The sequence below is a fragment of the Mesorhizobium sp. M1334 genome, from assembly GCF_040317995.1.
Classification (GTDB): domain Bacteria; phylum Pseudomonadota; class Alphaproteobacteria; order Rhizobiales; family Rhizobiaceae; genus Mesorhizobium.
This window is the reverse complement of sequence record NZ_JAMYLM010000017.1, coordinates 92685-109577: the sequence shown is the minus strand read 5'-3', so window position 1 is coordinate 109577 and position 16893 is coordinate 92685. Positions and strand designations below refer to the sequence as shown.

At 64.0% G+C, this 16893-nt stretch carries 16 protein-coding genes; 11 read left to right on the top strand and 5 right to left on the bottom strand.

Translation table 11 applies throughout. From position 1 onward, the window contains the following. The first annotated feature begins 131 nt into the window (after nucleotides 1-131). Nucleotides 132-992 (top strand): TIGR01459 family HAD-type hydrolase, encoded by an 861-nt coding sequence (locus NKH17_RS24405; RefSeq protein ID WP_352902005.1) that lies wholly within the window; start codon nucleotides 132-134, stop codon nucleotides 990-992. A gap of 9 nt (nucleotides 993-1001) precedes the next feature. Beyond that, nucleotides 1002-1985 carry a bifunctional riboflavin kinase/FAD synthetase gene (locus tag NKH17_RS24400; protein WP_352902003.1) on the top strand — a complete coding sequence of 328 codons (984 nt, stop codon included), beginning with the start codon at nucleotides 1002-1004 and terminating at the stop codon, nucleotides 1983-1985. A 152-nt stretch (nucleotides 1986-2137) separates the two neighbouring features. Here NKH17_RS24400 and NKH17_RS24395 read toward each other — a convergent pair whose 3' ends face one another. Further along, nucleotides 2138-2692 (bottom strand): HdeD family acid-resistance protein, encoded by a 555-nt coding sequence (locus NKH17_RS24395; RefSeq protein WP_352902001.1) that lies wholly within the window; start codon nucleotides 2690-2692, stop codon nucleotides 2138-2140. A gap of 349 nt (nucleotides 2693-3041) precedes the next feature. Here NKH17_RS24395 and NKH17_RS24390 point away from each other — a divergent pair, with 349 nt between their 5' ends. Continuing rightward, nucleotides 3042-3947 carry an alpha/beta hydrolase gene (locus NKH17_RS24390; protein WP_352901998.1) on the top strand — a complete coding sequence of 302 codons (906 nt, stop codon included), beginning with the start codon at nucleotides 3042-3044 and terminating at the stop codon, nucleotides 3945-3947. A gap of 202 nt (nucleotides 3948-4149) precedes the next feature. Continuing rightward, nucleotides 4150-4953, top strand: coding sequence for a MipA/OmpV family protein (locus tag NKH17_RS24385; protein ID WP_352901995.1), 804 nt, complete (start codon nucleotides 4150-4152; stop codon nucleotides 4951-4953). Between the two features lie 16 nt (nucleotides 4954-4969). Here the strand turns inward: NKH17_RS24385 and NKH17_RS24380 are convergent, their stop codons facing one another. The 3 genes from NKH17_RS24380 to NKH17_RS24370 form a co-directional block, all read right to left on the bottom strand. Next, nucleotides 4970-5404 (bottom strand): RES family NAD+ phosphorylase, encoded by a 435-nt coding sequence (locus NKH17_RS24380; protein ID WP_254817429.1) that lies wholly within the window; start codon nucleotides 5402-5404, stop codon nucleotides 4970-4972. Between the two features lie 2 nt (nucleotides 5405-5406). Further along, on the bottom strand, nucleotides 5407-5781 hold the full coding sequence (locus tag NKH17_RS24375; protein WP_352649683.1) for an Xre family toxin-antitoxin system antitoxin: 375 nt from the start codon (nucleotides 5779-5781) through the stop codon (nucleotides 5407-5409). 73 nt (nucleotides 5782-5854) lie between these two features. Then, entirely contained in the window at nucleotides 5855-6040 is a 186-nt protein-coding gene (locus NKH17_RS24370; protein WP_352649682.1) for a hypothetical protein, read from the bottom strand. Nucleotides 6041-6083: 43 nt separating this feature from the next. Here NKH17_RS24370 and ileS point away from each other — a divergent pair, with 43 nt between their 5' ends. Together ileS and NKH17_RS24360 are read left to right on the top strand one after the other, a co-directional pair. Further along, complete coding sequence (ileS, locus tag NKH17_RS24365) at nucleotides 6084-9074, top strand: isoleucine--tRNA ligase (protein ID WP_352972505.1); 2991 nt, start codon at nucleotides 6084-6086, stop codon at nucleotides 9072-9074. 195 nt (nucleotides 9075-9269) lie between these two features. Then, nucleotides 9270-9950: a hypothetical protein gene (locus NKH17_RS24360; protein ID WP_352802620.1), complete on the top strand. Its 681-nt coding sequence runs from the start codon at nucleotides 9270-9272 to the stop codon at nucleotides 9948-9950. Between the two features lie 84 nt (nucleotides 9951-10034). On the opposite strand, the gene NKH17_RS24355 is transcribed toward NKH17_RS24360, so the two are convergent. Further along, nucleotides 10035-10487 (bottom strand): nucleoside deaminase, encoded by a 453-nt coding sequence (locus tag NKH17_RS24355; protein ID WP_352479909.1) that lies wholly within the window; start codon nucleotides 10485-10487, stop codon nucleotides 10035-10037. 76 nt (nucleotides 10488-10563) lie between these two features. On the opposite strand from NKH17_RS24355, the gene NKH17_RS24350 reads away from it, so the two are divergent. The 5 genes from NKH17_RS24350 to NKH17_RS24330 all read left to right on the top strand — a co-directional run bounded on the left by NKH17_RS24350 (nucleotide 10564) and on the right by NKH17_RS24330 (nucleotide 16764). After that, entirely contained in the window at nucleotides 10564-12489 is a 1926-nt protein-coding gene (locus NKH17_RS24350) for a pseudouridine synthase (RefSeq protein ID WP_352901988.1), read from the top strand. After that, nucleotides 12470-13024 (top strand): 16S rRNA (guanine(966)-N(2))-methyltransferase RsmD, encoded by a 555-nt coding sequence (gene rsmD / locus NKH17_RS24345; protein ID WP_352901986.1) that lies wholly within the window; start codon nucleotides 12470-12472, stop codon nucleotides 13022-13024. Before NKH17_RS24350 ends, rsmD begins: the two co-directional genes overlap by 20 nt. A 98-nt stretch (nucleotides 13025-13122) precedes the next feature. Then, the gene (locus NKH17_RS24340) at nucleotides 13123-14487 is read left to right on the top strand and encodes a M16 family metallopeptidase (RefSeq protein WP_352901983.1); all 1365 of its coding nucleotides are present in this window, start codon (nucleotides 13123-13125) and stop codon (nucleotides 14485-14487) included. A gap of 4 nt (nucleotides 14488-14491) precedes the next feature. Then, nucleotides 14492-15904: a M16 family metallopeptidase gene (locus NKH17_RS24335; protein WP_352901980.1), complete on the top strand. Its 1413-nt coding sequence runs from the start codon at nucleotides 14492-14494 to the stop codon at nucleotides 15902-15904. Further along, entirely contained in the window at nucleotides 15901-16764 is an 864-nt protein-coding gene (locus NKH17_RS24330) for a patatin-like phospholipase family protein (RefSeq protein WP_352901977.1), read from the top strand. Before NKH17_RS24335 ends, NKH17_RS24330 begins: the two co-directional genes overlap by 4 nt. Nucleotides 16765-16893: the final 129 nt, after the last annotated feature.

Sequence of the window (16893 nt, the reverse complement as noted above, 5' to 3'; positions counted from 1 at the left end):
AGTTCCCGGACGACAATCTTGCGGACACAATGAAAGCTGGTGACAGGGCGAAGCGCTTCGGTTAATCCGGGCCGGCCGCTACGGACCGTCGGTCGCGGCGCTTGCAAGCATCATGGTACAGGGACAACGGCATGGCGGATTCGCCCGACATCATCGGTTCGCTCGCAGACTTGTCGGGAGCCTATTCAGCCATACTGTGCGACGTCTGGGGCGTCGTGCATAATGGCGAATGGCATTTCCCGGCGGCGGCTGCCGCGCTGATCGCTGCTCGCGCGGCGAGAATACCTGTCGTCCTGATCACCAATTCGCCGCGCCGCAGCGCCGACGTGGTGGCACAGATGAACGCCATCGGCGTTCCTCCCGCTGCCTACGACCGTGTCGTAACGTCCGGCGACGTTACCCGCGATCTGATCGCCGAAGGGCCGCGAAAGATCTTCCATATAGGCGCCGATCGGGATTTCACGCTCTATGAGGGCCTCGACGTCGAGATCGTCGAGGAGTTCGAAGCATCCGGCGTGGTCTGCACCGGCCTGTTCGACGACGAGGTGGAGAAGCCGGAAGATTATGCCGATCTTCTGCGGCGGCTGCGTGCCAGGAACCTGCCCTTCATCTGCGCCAATCCCGACATCGTCGTCGAGCGCGGCGAACGCATGATCTGGTGCGCAGGCGCTTTGGCCCGCGAATACGCACAGCTTGGCGGACGCACGCTGATCGCCGGCAAGCCGTACGCGCCGGTCTATGACGTCGCCATGAAGGAGGTCGCCGTCATTCTCGGCCGCCCGGTCGAGCGTTCGCAAGTTCTGGCCATCGGCGACGGCATGATGACCGACATCAAGGGCGCGGCCGACAATGGCTTCGACGTGCTCTACGTATCGGGCGGCATCCATGCCCGCGATTACGGTGAGACGCTGCAGCCGGATCCGGCCAGGCTTGCGGCCTTTCTGGAAAAATACGGCTACAGGCCGGTCGCGGTGATTCCCAGACTGCAATAGGTTCAAGCCATGACGGCAATGTTCGAACGCATTTCCGCAACCGCACCGCTGCCCGCCCATCTGCGCGGCGGCGTAGTGGCTATCGGCAATTTCGACGGCGTCCACCGCGGCCACCAGGCGGTGCTCGAACGCGCGCGCGCCGAAGCGGAGCATCGCGGCGTACCCGCCCTGGTGCTGACCTTCGTACCGCATCCGCGAAAGGTTTTCAGGCCGGACATGCCGCTGTTCGTGCTGACGCCGCCGCCGATGAAGGCGCGGCTGTTGTCGCATCTGGGCTTTGCGGCGCTGGTCGAGCAGCCGTTCACACGCGAGTTCGCCTCCTTGTCGGCGGAGGCTTTCGTCACCGGCGTGCTCGAGCGCAACCTCGGCATAAGCCACGCCGTCACCGGCTTCGATTTCCATTTCGGCAAGGACCGCCAGGGCGGTCCGGCCTATCTGATGGCTGCCGGCGAGCGCCACGGCTTCGGCGTCACGCTGGTCGATGCGTTTCGCGACGAAAGCGCCGAGGTGGTGTCGTCGAGCCGCATACGCACGCTGCTGTGCGAGGGCAATGTGGCCGAGGCCGCCGGCTTGCTCGGCTACCGTTTCACCGTCGAGGCGGAGGTGATCGGCGGCCAGCAGCTCGGCCGGACACTCGCCTTTCCGACCGCAAACATGAGGCTTTCGCCGGAAGCCACCCTCAAGGAAGGGGTTTATGCCGTCCGCTTCCGCCGCGCCGACGGTTCCCTTCATGATGGCGTCGCCAGCTTCGGCCGCCGGCCGACGGTCGACGACAATGGCGCGCCATTGCTGGAGACCTTCGTCTTCGACTTTTCCGGCGACCTCTATGGCGAGATTTGTGCCGTGTCCTTCTTCGGCTACCTGCGCTCGGAGGTGAAGTTCGACGGGCTTGACGCGCTGGTCGCCCAGATGAAGCGCGACGAGGCCGAGGCGAAGGCACTGCTCGCCGGCGTCAGGCCGCTTTCCGGGCTGGACCGAGCGATCGCGTTTTGACAACCCGCGCCGTCGTCGTCCGCGTCGCTTCGCTCCTGCTTCGCCCTGGGATGACGAAGCTGGAGATTTCAGCCAATCTCGAAGGTATGCGATAGAAATGAACGACGAGCATTACCTGTCGGCATCCTGCAATCCGCCAGGTCGATCACAATTTATCTCTTCAGCGCCAGGCCGACGGCAATGAAGGTCCAGCCTTGGAAAATCAGGTCGACGGCCAGGAACAGGCCGAGCACCCACACGCTGTTGACCGGCCAGCCCATGGCGATGACCAGTCCCGCCAGCGCGCTGACGACGCCGGCCGTGACCACCCAGCCCCAGCCCGGCTGCGGCCGGTGGCTGTAGCCGACCCAGGCCCGGAGCACGCCTGAGGCAAGCAGCGCGACCGCCAGGAGGAATGTCAGCACCGCCGAGGCCAGCAGTGGATTGTAGAAGGCGAAGAACCCGGCGACGGCGTAGAGAAGGCCGCTGAGCAGCCAATAGAAGAAGCGGCCCCATGTCTTCACGCCGAACGCATGAATGATCTCGATGACGCCGGCCATCAGCATCAGCCAGCCGACGACATAAACCGAGGCGACGGTTGCGATGAACAGATTGCCGAAAGCAATGCCGCCGAAGATGAGCAGCAGCACCCCGAGCGCGACGAACCATCCCCACTTCGCCCGCGTCTGGCCAATGGCGTCTTTCATGGCATCGCTGTGCACGGTCATTGCCCTTCTCCGTCAAGGTTGCCTAGCTTCTTTGTTCCGAAAGGTAGCGCCGATCGCCTTGCCCGTCCAGCGAGCAGGGTGTGAGCGCCACACTCCCGAGCGATCCGCTTGCCAGACCTTCGCTTTCTATCCGAAGCGGCCAAATACCAGATGGAATATTCGATCGTGTGCAGGGGTGGGCCAGCGCTAAAAAGATGACAAGCGAGTTTACGGGCGACCCGTCGTCCCGTGTATTCGCCATGGCGCAAGTGTAACGAAAAATTCCCAGCGCTGGCGTTGGCCCTTTATCGATGACGTGCGGCTGCTGCTGTATATCGTTTTCTACGCTTGATGAGGCTGGGGAAGCAAAATGAGCGATATGGACGAACACCGCGATCTGGTGGAGATCAATGCCGTCCGCAGCCTGTTGACGTCAAAACCACGAACGGTCCGCTGGGACGAACGCCGGGCACGGCTCGACGAAGTCGGTTCGGTCTGGCCGGTCGCGGAGGACATCCGATGCGAGCATGTGGTTTTCGATGGCCTCGAGGGAGAGTGGTCCCTGGCGCCTGGCAGTGACAGGGATAAGATTCTGCTCTTTTTCCACGGTGGCGGCTACTGCTCCGGCTCTCTTAAAAGTCATCGTCGAATGGTGACCGAGGCAGGTCGGGCAATGGGAATGCGCACCCTCGCGATCGACTATCGACGCGCGCCGGAACATCCTTTCCCTGCGCAACATGAAGACGCACTCACCGCATGGCGCTTTCTGAGGCGGCAAGGCATTGCGCCGGATCGCACCGTGGTTGGGGGAGACAGTGCGGGTGGCAACCTCACCCTGTGCCTGGTCAGTATATTGCGCACGGCAGGCGAGCGGTTGCCGCGATGTCTTTGGCTGTGTTCGCCCTGGACGGACCTTTCGATGTCCGGCGCGACACTATCAACCAAGGACGCAATCGACCCTATCATCCACCGGGCGTATTTGGGGGAACTGGCAACCGCCTATGTTCCCAATGGCGTTGGTCGGCGCGATCCGCTGATCTCGCCTTTGTTTGCCGATCTGAGCGGATTTCCCCCAATGCTTATACAAGTCGGTTCGGCCGAGACGCTGTTGTCGGACGCAACTCGGCTCGCGGAAGCCGCTGGCGCGGCTGACGTCAAAGTACGTCTCGAAATTTGGCCGCATATGATTCACGCTTGGCCGGTTTGGAATGCGGGGCTGGGTGCCGGTCGGCGCGCTCTTCACAGCGCGGGCATGTTTGCCCGCGAATATTTATAACCCCTGCCGAAGCAGCTGCTGGCGCATTCCAAACGTCTTGATCTGGAATCTTGGTGCGCCAGTACAATTCGCTGCAATGCGGAAAACAGCCCGGCCAACGCTGCCAAGGTTACGGACATTAAGTCAAATTTTACCGAACTGGCGCCATGGCTTGGATGAAGGCTGATAGTGTTCGTCAACGCGTTCGACGTATGGAGTAACGATGCGGTCTGTCCCGACGGTCTTGGCCGCATTCATGCTCGGCACCTGCGGCGTTGCCAAGGCAGGCGAGGGCACCTTCGGCTGGATGTCCGGAGACTGGTACCTGACGGTCGGCGCCACCGGCATGGTTGCCCCGAATTTCGAAGGCGGCAAACGGTACCTGCTCAGCGCCTCGCCGATCATCTCGCTCGGCAAGGCTGGTCCCGCGGCGCGCTTCACCTCGCGCAACGACAATATCTCGTTGGCATTGATCGACGATGGCGGCGTCCGCGCCGGCCTGACAGGCAAGTTCCTGTTTTCCCGCGACGGTGGTGATGCCGACGAGTTGAAGGGTCTCGACCCGGTGCGCTGGGGCGGCGAGGCTGGCGGCTTCTTCGAATTCTATCCTTTGGATTGGCTGCGTGCCCGCGCCGAATTGCGGCATGGCATTCGCGCCCATAACGGCTTTGTCGCCGACATCGCCGCCGACGCCTTTTACGATGTGACCCCCGATGTCAGGATTTCGGGCGGGCCGCGCGTTTCGTTCGCCTCATCGGACTATTTCGACGCCTATTACGGCGTTGATGCCGAGGAGTCCCTGGCCTCGGGGCTCAGCGAATATCATCCCGGTGGCGGGGTGAAGTCGGCGGGCCTGGGCGGCGCGGTGACCTGGAAGGTGACCGAACCGATGACGGCCAGTCTGTTCGGCGAATATTCCCGCCTGATGGGCCCGGCCGGCGATTCCAGCCTGGTCAAGGAGCGCGGCGATCGCAACCAGTTCACGATCGGCGTGTCGACGACCTATCGCTTCGATTTCTCGATGTGAGCGGGCGGGCGTCGGCTCATTTGATCAAACGGCTGTCGAACGGATAATGGTATAGGCCCGCAATCGTAATGCGTGACGCATCGTCATGGGTCGGGTTGAGCAGATAGTTGTTTGCCTTGCGCATTATGATCGAAGGGATTTTCATGAGCGCGTAACGATTGGCCGAGAGAAAGTCCGTGCCCTGTCGCCGTGTCGATTCCATGTCCTTGTCCCAGCCGTCATGGATAACCGGTTCGGTCATTTCTATTCCGTCCGGAACGTCGATTTCGATAAGCTGGTAGGTTTCCGGAACGGTTTCGCGCGTCGCATGCACCAGTATCTCCAGCAGTGCCGTCGAAGGGTGGTCGGTGCAATAGACGATGGGCATCCCGCGCCTGTTCCATCTTCCATCAACGAGCGTTCCGCCACGACCCGAGAGATCCGCGAAATTGGAGATGCGCCAGATGCGCATCGTCAGGCAAGCATGCCAAAGTCGATACGGATAAGCTCGTCGGAAACGACGTGGGCGCCGGTCTCTGTCTCAAGGAGATCGATCGGCCTTGCACCATCCAATGCTATGATCTCGCTTCTCAGCCAACGCTGGGCTTTCTCATGGCTACCGAATACCCGATCCGCCTGCTCGGCGATGCGTTCAAGGCGCAGGGCGCGGTCGGATTCAGCTGGCGAAAGCGGCTCGGCATGTTCCTTGCGACGCGCCAGCGTGCGGCGGGGGGCAACGATACGATAGAGTTCTTCGCTACTGAAACCCAGACTGCGCAGATGATCGATCTTGTCTGTAGGGACGGAAAAGTCGTGTGTTGCGCGAATTGCCCTTGCTGCGACCGACATGAATTGTTTCCTTGGTACTGCAGGCCATTTGCCTACAAATGTATGCGCAATTGGCACCTAACGCAAGGAAGCATCAGAGTTCGGGCTTTTCAATATCGCCTGTCTCGGTTAAAAGCCCAGCCATGACGAGCTTTTCGCGCCTTCTCGCGACTGCGATACGAATTACAGGCCCGGTGTTCCGGGCGGCTTGACCGCCGCCGGAGCCGCCGGGAATCTTGCGCGCGGCCTCTCGCGCTTTTTCCAGATCATGATAGTTCAACGCCCGGGCTCTTTCACCGCCGGGCAACGCATATGGCAGACGAATGACTGATACCGAGACCGCCGAGACGATCGACTATTCCAAAACGCTCTACCTGCCGCAGACGGATTTCCCGATGCGCGCCGGGTTGCCGGAAAAGGAACCACTGCTGGTCAAGCGCTGGCAGGATATGGACCTTTACCGCAAGTTGCGCGAAGACGCTGCCGGCCGCGAAAAGTACGTACTGCACGACGGCCCGCCCTATGCGAATGGCAACATCCATATCGGCCATGCGCTGAACAAGATCCTCAAGGACGTCATCACCCGCTCGTTTCAGATGCGCGGCTATGACTCGAACTATGTACCCGGTTGGGATTGCCACGGCCTGCCGATTGAATGGAAGATCGAAGAGCAGTACCGCGCCAAGGGCAAGAACAAGGACGAGGTGCCGGTTAACGAGTTCCGGCAGGAATGCCGTGAGTTTGCGGCGCACTGGATCAAGGTGCAGGGTTCCGAATTCCAGCGCCTCGGCGTCGTCGGCGACTTCGACAATCCCTATACGACGATGGCTTTCCACGCCGAGGCGCGCATCGCCGGCGAGCTGCTGAAATTCGCCATGTCCGGCCAGCTCTATCGCGGCTCCAAGCCGGTGATGTGGAGCGTCGTCGAGCGCACCGCGCTGGCCGAGGCGGAGGTCGAATACCAGGACTATGAGTCGGACACGATCTGGGCGAAGTTTCCGGTCGTCAGCCTCGCTCGCCAGGTCATCAACATCGAGGATGGGCAGCCAGCCTTGGATCCCAAGCTGACGCAGACGTCGCTCGATCTGCTTGATGCCAGCGTCGTCATCTGGACGACGACGCCGTGGACAATCCCCGGCAACCGCGCCGTCAACTACTCGCCGCGCATCAACTATGGTCTCTACGAGGTTACGGCGGCCGAGAACGCCTTTGGTCCCCAGCCCGGCGAAAAGCTGATCTTTGCCGAGAAACTTGCAGACGACGCTGCCGCGAAGGCCAAGGTCACCCTGAATCGGCTTCGCAACGTTGGCGCCGAAGAGCTTGAAAATCTTACACTTTCGCATCCCCTCAAAAGTCTGGGTGGCGGCTACGATTTTCCCGTGCCCATGCTCGCCGGCGATCATGTCACCGACGATGCCGGCACCGGTTTCGTCCACACCGCGCCGGGACACGGCCGCGAAGACTTCGACGCCTGGATGGATGCCGCCTCGGATCTTCGCCAGCGCGGCATCGACACTGCGATCCCCTTCACGGTCGACGATGCCGGCTTCTTCACCAAGGACGCGCCGGGCTTCGGCCCGCACCGCGAGGGTGGAGCGGCGCGCGTCATCGACGACAATGGCAAGAAGGGCAACGCCAACCAGGCTGTCATCGACGAGCTGATCAAGCGCAACGCGCTATTCGCGCGCGGCCGCCTGAAGCACTCCTATCCGCATTCCTGGCGCTCGAAGAAGCCGATCATCTTCCGCAACACGCCCCAATGGTTCGTCTATATGGACAAGGAGCTTGGCGACGGCACGACGCTGCGCAGCCGCGCGCTGAAAGCCATCGACGATACCCGCTTCGTGCCCGCCGCCGGCCAGAACCGCATCCGCGCCATGATCGAGGAGCGCCCCGACTGGGTGCTGTCGCGCCAGCGCGCCTGGGGCGTGCCGATCGCCGTCTTTGCCGATGCCGACGGCAATGTGCTGCGCGACGAGGCAGTCAATCGGCGCATCATGGACGCCTTCGAGAAAGAAGGCGCCGACGCCTGGTTCGCCGCCGGCGCCAAGGAGCGGTTCCTCGGCAATCACGATGCCTCGAAATGGCAGCAGGTCATGGACATCCTCGATGTCTGGTTCGATTCAGGCTCGACGCATGCCTTCACGCTTGAGGACCGGCCCGACCTGAAATGGCCGGCCGACGTCTATCTCGAAGGCTCCGATCAGCATCGCGGCTGGTTCCACTCCTCGCTGCTCGAAAGCTGCGGCACCAGGGGCAGGGCGCCCTATGACACCGTCGTCACCCATGGCTTCACCATGGATGAGGAGGGGCGGAAGATGTCGAAGTCGCTCGGCAACACCGTCGTGCCGCAGGACGTCATCAAGCAGTCCGGCGCCGACATCTTGCGGCTGTGGGTGGTAACGACCGATTATTGGGAAGACCAGCGGCTCGGCAAGAACGTGCTGCAGACCAATATCGACGCCTACCGCAAGCTGCGCAACACCATCCGCTGGATGCTGGGCACACTCGCCCATGACGACGGCGAGGAGGTGCCGCTGGACAAGATGCCGGAGCTGGAGCGGCTGATGCTGCACCGGCTCGCCGAACTCGATGAAGTCGTACGCTCGGGCTACGACGCGTTCGAATTCAAGCGCATCACCCGCGCGCTGCTCGACTTCATGGTGGTCGAGCTGTCGGCCTTCTATTTCGACATCCGCAAGGACGCGCTTTACTGCGAAGCGCCTTCCAGCGTGAAGCGCAAGGCTTCCGTGCAGGTGGTGCGCCATCTCTTCGACTGCCTGGTAAAATGGCTGGCGCCGATGCTGCCCTTCACTATGGAAGAGGCTTGGCTCGACCGTCACCCGGATGCCGTCTCGGTGCATCTCGACCAGTTCCCGAAAATCCCGGCGGACTGGAAGGACGAGGCGCTGGCGGAGAAGTGGCGCAAGGTGCGGCAGGTCCGCCGTGTCGTCACCGGCGCGTTGGAGATCGCCCGCGCGCAGAAGGTCATCGGCTCTTCGCTGGAAGCGGTGCCGGTCGTCACCCTCGACGATGCCGCGCTCGAAGCGGGGATCGCTGATGTCGATATGGCCGAGATGGCGATCACCAGCGATCTGGTTATCGTGCACGGCAAGGCGCCGGCGGGCAGCTTTACCCTCGACGACGTCAAAGGCGTCGCCGTGGTCATCGAGAAGGCGGAGAACCGCGGCCTGGTGAAGTGCGCGCGCTCCTGGCGCTACACCGCCGATGTCGGCTCAGATCCGGAATTCCCGGATGTTTCGGCCCGTGACGCCGCTGTCCTGCATGAACTCAAGGCTTTGAGCCGTCTTTAAGGCGGTGCACAAATGCCACGGCGGGCGGCCGATCGGCCCCCGCGCGTTGCCCTTAACGAGTGGTTGAGGTAAACACGCGAAACTCCGGACGACAAATTGTCGCCGGAATTCCGTCGGAAGAGCATAGGCGACGGGGACCGGACCTTTCTTTGGCCGGCGGCAATCGAGAGGCTGTCTACAGTGGGACTTTTTGGCATGACCGAGAGAACTTACGCGCGCGTTGCGCTGCTGGCGCCGCTTGTCGTATCGGGCCTCGCCTTGTCCGGCTGCATGGGCTCGCCCACTTACGGGACCGACAAGCCTGCTGCCTCGCAGCTTGCCGACGACCTCACGGGGGCTTTTTCCTTCGCACCCAAGCGCAAGGAGAGTATCGACTACAAGCCGCGCCCCACGCTGGTGAAGCCGGGGCCAGGGCAGAAGGAAGTGTTGCCGCCGCCCCAGGAAAGCATCGAGACGGCAAGTGCCGAATGGCCCGAATCGCCGGAGCAGCGCCGTGCCCGCCTGCGCGCCGATGCCACCCTGCATCAGGACGACCCGGCCTACCAGGCGCAGATTGTCGATGACGTGCAGACCGACCCGGTGGCCGTCAAGGCCGCGATGGCGCAGTCGGCTTCGAGCCATCCGCCGGCCTGGACTCCAGCGGATTCGGACAAGGGCCGCGCCGCGGAAGTCAAGCGCCGTCTGGCTGAAGGCAAACAGGGCGACCCGACCACCCGCAGATATCTGAGCGAGCCGCCGGTGCAATACCGCGCCGCCGCCCCCACCGCGCCGGTGGATGACCTCGGCGAGGATGAGTACAAGAAGGAACGCCGCCTCAAGAAGGAGGCGGCCGCCAAGAGCAAGAGTGGCGGCATGTTCGACTGGCTGCCTTGGTAGCCTGACAGCGCTAGAGACGTTCTTGCCTGGATTGGCTGGCTGGACTGGCTGACTTAGATTTGGACCGTCTGCCGGACCGGAAAATCAGGGTCCGCGTCGCTCGCGAAAAAAGTCTTTCAGCAGCGCTGCCGCAGCGTTCTCGGCCATGCCCGGATAGATATCGGGCACATGGTGGCAGGTTGGTGACGTGAAGAAGCGAACGCCGTTGACCACTGCGCCGCCCTTCTCATCAGCAGCGCCGAAATAGAGGCGGCGCAGCCTGGCGAAGGAGATGGCGCCGGCGCACATGGCGCACGGCTCCAGCGTCACGTAGAGATCGTGGCCGCTGAGCCGCTCACTGGAAAGCTTGCGGCAGGCTTCGCGGATCGCCAGCATCTCGGCATGAGCGGTGGGATCGGCGAACTCGCGGGTGCGGTTGCCGGCACTTGCAACGACCGTATCGCCGCCGACGACGACCGCGCCAACCGGCACCTCGCCACGCTGGGCGGCGGCTTCGGCCTCTTTCAGCGCCAGCGCCATGAAATCCTGCCGCTTCACGCGGTTTCCATTCCGATTATCTCCTCGCCACTAGAGCGCGATCCTGTTACTACCCGCGCAAACGAGCAAAGGCCACATGGACGACAAAAACAAAAAATTCCCGCGCAAGGCCGGCCCGAAGCCGGCAGGGCCGCGTGGTCGCGATAGCGCTCCCGGCAAGGGCGGCAAGCCGTCCTTCGGCGCCAAAAAACCCTACACTCCGCGCGGCGACCGGCCGGCGGCGGCCGAAGGCGAACGGCCGAAGCGCGACTTCAAAGGCGACCGGCCATTCAGCAAAGGTCCGCGTCCGGAAGGCAAGCCTTATGAACAGCGCGAGGGTCCACGCAAGCCGTACGCACCGCGCGGCGACCGGCCAGCGGCGGCCGAAGGCGAACCGCCGAAGCGCGACTTCAAGGGCGGCGACCGGCCGTTCAGCAAAGGGCCGCGTCCGGAGGGCAAGCCTTATGAGAAGCGCGAAGGTCCGCGCAAGCCCTACGCGCCGCGCGGCGACCGGCCGGCCACTGCCGAAGGCGAGCACGGCGAATGGCGCTTCGACCGTCCCAAGCGTGACTTCGGCGATCGTCCCAAGCGTGATTTTGGCGGCGATCGGCCGCAAGGTGGACAAACGGCACGGGCGGGGTCGGACGGCGGCTTCAAGCCGCGCCCGCGTCGCGTCGAGCTAACGGAAGAAGCCGGCGAACGCATTGCCAAGCGGCTGGCGCGTGCCGGCCTGGCCTCGCGCCGCGACGCCGAGGAACTGATTGCGGCCGGTCGCGTCAAGGTCAATGGCAAGGTGTTGTCCTCGCCGGCCTTCAACGTGATGCCCGGCGACATCATCCATCTCGACGGCATGGAGATCCCGCCGATCGAGCGCACCAGGCTGTTCCTGTTCCACAAACCGGCCGGCGTGGTCACCACCAACCGCGATCCCGAAGGCCGCAAGACCGTCTTCGATGTGCTGCCCCCCGGGCTGCCGCGGCTGATGACCATCGGCCGGCTCGACATCAACACCGAAGGCCTCCTGCTGCTCACCAATGATGGCGGCCTGTCGCGCGTCCTCGAACTGCCGGCCACCGGCTGGCTCAGGCGCTACCGCGTGCGCGTCCACGGCAAGGTCGAGGAAAGCGCGCTTGCCGGCCTGCGCGAAGGCCTTGCCGTCGACGGCGTCTTTTATGGCGCCATCGAAGCGACGCTCGACCGCGAGCAGGGCTCGAACGCCTGGCTGACACTCGGCCTGCGCGAAGGCAAGAACCGCGAGGTCAGGAACATCCTGGGCTCGCTCGGTCTCGACGTGACGCGGCTGATCCGCATTTCCTACGGGCCGTTCCAGCTCGATGATTTGCCGGAAGGCCATGTGCTGGAGATCAAGGGCCGTGTGCTGCGCGACCAACTCGGCGAGCGTCTGGTCGAAGAGTCCGGCGCCAATTTCGACGCCGATATCGCCAAGCCATTTTCCAACAAGCCGGTCAGGCGTGAGCGGGAGGAGGAGCCCGAGCGGCCGAAATTCAACCGCGACGGCGAACGCCGGCCGATCGGCGAGGGCGGCCTGATCAAGAACCGCAAGCGTCGCGAAGGCAGCCGCGACGAAGCGCTCGGCAAGCTGTCGACAAGCCCCGACAGGAGCTTTGGGCCGAAAAAGAGCTTTGGCGAGCGTGGCCCCAGACCTGAACGCAGCGACTTCGGGGACAAACCCCGTGGCGACAAGCCTCGTGGCGGCTTCGGTGGCAAGAAATCCGAACGGGAGCAGCGGCCGATCGAGCCGCCGGGCCAGCGCAAGGCCAATGTCTGGATGGCGCCGGGCGCACGGCCGATCGGCAAGGGCAGGGCGGAGGCAGACGCGGCCAAGGCGGCAGAAAACAAGGCGCGCAAGGCCTCGTTCAAGCCGTCTTACAGCAAGTCCGGCGGCAAGCCGCAAGGCGGCGGTGCAAAGCCGTTCGGAAAGCCACGCGGCGAGCGTCAGGATGGCGGTGGCGACCGGCCGCGCGGCGGCCCGAAGGGAAGCAATGCGGATCGTCGGCGGTGAGTTTCGCGGGCGTCCGCTGGCGACGCCCCGCACCTTTGCCATCCGCCCGACGACCGACCGCACGCGTGAGGCGGTCTTCAACGTGCTGGCGCATCGCTTTCCCGAAAGACTGGACGGCGCGCGCGTCCTCGACCTGTTCGCCGGCACCGGCGCGCTCGGCCTCGAAGCGCTGTCGCGCGGCGCCTCCTACGCTGTCTTCATCGAAGAATCCGCCGAGGGGCGCGGCCTGATCCGCACCAATGTCGAGGCCTTCGGCCTCACCGGCCGCACCAAGATATTCCGCCGCGACGCGACGGGCTTGGGCGAGGCGGGCACCATCGCCGCATTCGGCCTGGTCTTTGCCGATCCGCCCTATGGCAAAGGCCTTGGCGAACGCGCCTTGCGCTCGGCCAAGGCCGGCGGCTGGCTCGCCCCCGGCGCGCTCTGCGTCGTCGAGGAAGCGACGGCGGCGCCGTTCGAGGCAGGGCCGGGCTTCTCGGTTGTCGACGAGCGCAACTATGGCGAGACGGTCATCCGGTTTATCGAGGCCGCCTGAGTTCGGTGTCCGCGATGACGCCTTCAAAATGACGCACAATTCGCTTTGCCTCGACCAGCAACCCCGCCTATCGTCCGACCACCAAACCGGAGCCATCTATGACATTTCAGGCTGAATGGCTGCGCGGAACGCTCTTGGGGCTGGCTCTGGTGATGGCCGCGCCGGCTCTGGCGGGCAACAATCCCGACAACGGCGTCGTGACCGATTTCCTGCTCGACAACGGCATGGAGGTCGTGGTCATCCCCGATCACCGCGCCCCGATCGTCACCCATATGGTCTGGTACAAGATCGGCAGCGCCGACGAGCCGCCGGGCAAGTCCGGCATCGCCCATTTCTTCGAGCATCTGATGTTCAAGGCGACCAGCAACCATGCGGCGGGCGAGCTCGACCGCGCCGTCGCCGCCATCGGCGGCTCGGACAACGCCTTCACCTCCTACGACTACACCGCCTTTCACGAGACGGTGGTGCCGCAGGCGCTCGGTGAGATGATGGGCTTCGAGGCCGACCGCATGCGCAATCTCATCCTCAACGACGATGTCATCAAGACGGAGCGCGACGTCATCCTCGAGGAGCGCCGCTCGCGCATCGACTCCAATCCGCAGGCGGTGCTCGACGAGGAAGTCGATGCCACGCTGTGGCAGAACCAGCCCTACCGCATCCCGGTCATCGGCTGGATGCAGGAGATGGAGAAGCTGAACCGCACCGACGCGATGGCCTTCTACAACAAGTATTATACACCCAATAACGCCGTGCTGGTGGTTGCCGGCGATGTCGAGCCGGAAACGGTCAAGGCGCTGGCCGAAAAGACCTATGGCAAGGTCGCGCGCGGCCCGGATCTGCCGCCGCGCATCCGCCCGGTCGAGCCGGAACAGAACACCAGGCGTACGGTGACGCTGACCGACGGGCGCGTCAGCGTGCCGAGCTTTACCACGCAATGGGTGGTCCCGTCCTATCACACGGCAAAGCCCGGCGAAGCCGAAGCGCTCGACGTGCTGTCCGAAATCCTCGGCGGCGGCAACCGCAGCCGGCTCTACCAGGAGCTTGTCGTCAGGCAAGGCATCGCCGCGGCGGCCGGCGCCTTCTTCCAGGGCACCATGCTCGACGACACCAATTTCACCGTCTACGGTGCGCCGCGCGGCGATGCCAAGCTTGCCGACGTCGAGGCCGCGGTCGACGCGGAGATCGCCCGCATCGCCAAAGACGGCGTCACCAGCGACGAGCTGGAAAAATCCAAGGACCGTTTCGTACGCTCGATGATCTTTGCCCGCGACAAGCAGGAAGACATGGCCAACATCTACGGCTCGACGCTCGCCACCGGCGGCAACGTCCAGGACGTTCAGCAATGGCCGGACCGCATCCGCAAGGTCACCGCCGACCAGGTCAAGGAAGTCGCTGCCCGCTACCTCAATCTCGACCACGCAACGACCGGCTATCTTCTGCCGCAAACCCAAGCTGGGAATTGATGTGATGATGAGCCAGCATGGTCCCGCTCTGCCTTCTCCCGTCGTGGGCTCCTCCCCTTCTCCCACAAAGGGAGAAGGGAAGCGCCAGCACGCCGGCCCGCTTCTAGCAACCCTCATCCTCTCCCTCGTCTTCCTCGTCCTGCCGGCGCTTTCCGCCCGTGCTGCCATGAACATCCAGGAGGTGACCTCGTCGAAGGGCATTACCGCCTGGCTGGTGGAGGATTATTCGGTGCCGATCGTCGCCATCCGCTTCGTTTTCGATGGCGGCGCGACGCAGGATCCGCCCGGTAAGGAAGGGCTTGCCAATCTGATGAGCGGCCTGTTCGACGAAGGTGCCGGCAACCTCGACAGCGAGGCCTTCCAGATCAAGCTTGACGAGGTCGGCGCCGAGATGAGCTTCGATGCGCAGCGCGACGGCATCTACGGTTCGATGCGCATGCTGGCCGACCAGCGCGACGGCGCCTTCGACCTGTTGCGCGTGGCGGTCAACCAGCCGCGCTTCGACCAGGTGCCGATCGACCGCATCCGCGCGCAAATCCTGTCCGGCATCATCGCCAGCGAGCGCGATCCCGATACGCTCGCCCAACGCAAATGGCTGGACGCGATCTACGGCAGGCATCCCTATGCGCGGCCCGACCAGGGCACCAGGCAAAGCATCGCGACGATCATGCCGGCCGATCTCAGCGCCTTCCACAAAGCAAATTTCGCCCGCGACGGCCTGCATGTCGCGGTGGTCGGCGCCATCGATGCCGAGACGCTGAAGCAGAAGCTCGACCTGGTGTTCGGCAGCCTGCCGGAAAAGCAGGCGCTGACGCCCGTTCCCGACATCGACCTGAAGCTCGGCCAGCGGCTCGAGGTCGTCTACGACCAGCCGCAGGCCTCGCTGCAACTCGCCTATCCCGGCGTGAAGCGGAATGCGCCGGATTTTTTCGCCGCGGTGCTAATGAACGAGATCCTCGGCGGCGGCACCTTCACCTCGCGGCTGTTCGACGAGGTGCGCGAAAAGCGCGGCCTGGCCTACAGCGTCAGCTCCGACCTCGTCGACCACCAGCATTCCGAGGCGCTGTCCATCACCACCTCGACCCGCGCCGACAGGGCGGCCGAGACGCTGGCCGTGGTGCGCGACGTGGTCAAGCGCATGGCCGAGGAGGGGCCGACCGAAGCCGAGCTGGCGGCGACCAAGAAATACATGATCGGTGCCTATGCCATCAACAATCTGAATTCCTCGGGCGCGATCGCCTCAACGCTGGTCGAGATCCAGCTCGGCAAGCTCGGCATCGACTACATGCAGCGCCGCGCCGCCCTGATCAACGCGGTGACGCAGGACCAGGTGAAAGCGGTGGCGAAAAAGCTGCTCTCCGCCGAGCCGGCCGTCATGGTGGTCGGGCCGAAGCTGGGCGCGGCCAACAAGGGATGAGCCCTAGCTTCGGCATCGCCTTTGGCGGCGGCGGCGCGCGCGGGCTGGCGCATATCCATGTTATCGAGGCGCTGGACGAGCTGGGCATCAGGCCGGCGGCAATCGCCGGCTCGTCGATCGGCGCCATCATGGGCGCCGGCATGGCCTCGGGTATGACCGGCAAGGACATCCACGACTATGCGCGCTCGATCCTCGGCCGCCGCGCCGAGGTGGCGACGCGCATGTGGCGGGCGCGGCCCGGCACTTTTGCCGAAGCAATGCAGGGCGGCCTGCGGGTCAGCCAGTTCAATGTCGAGCGCATCCTCAAGGCGTTCCTGCCCGATGCCATTCCCGAGACCTTCGCCGAACTCAAAATACCGCTGAAGGTGACGGCAACGGATTTTTATGGCCACAAGCTCGCGGTGTTGGCCGAAGGCGAACTGCCTTCGGCGCTGGCCGCTTCGGCGGCGATTCCGGCGGTGTTCCGCCCGGTGATGCGCGACGGCAGGATGCTGATCGACGGCGGCATCTACAATCCCGTGCCGTTCGACCTGATCGAGCTCGACGCCGACATCATCATTGCCGTCGACGTGGTCGGCGCGCCGGCCGAGGCCGGCCGCAAATTCCCGACCTCCGTCGACCTGATGTTCGGCGCCACGCAGCTGATGATGCAGTCGATCATCGCCAGCAAGCTGAACCAGAGCCGGCCCGACATATTGGTCCGGCCGGCGGTGTCGAAATACCGGGTGCTCGACTTCATGAAGGTCGAGGCGCTGATGGCCGAGACGGTTGCGATCAAGGACGAGCTGAAGCGCGAGGTGGAGCAGGCGCTGAAGGCGAGGGAAGACGCTGCGGTCGCGGGCAGGCAGCGGACGGTGTAGGGAAAGCTGCCAATCTCCCCCCTTGAGGGGGAGATGTCGCCGAAGGCGACAGAGGGGGTCGTCTCGCTTAATGCGCCAACCCCGCCGTCGAAAGAGAGAAACCGCGCCCGGTCGAACCGACCCCCTCTG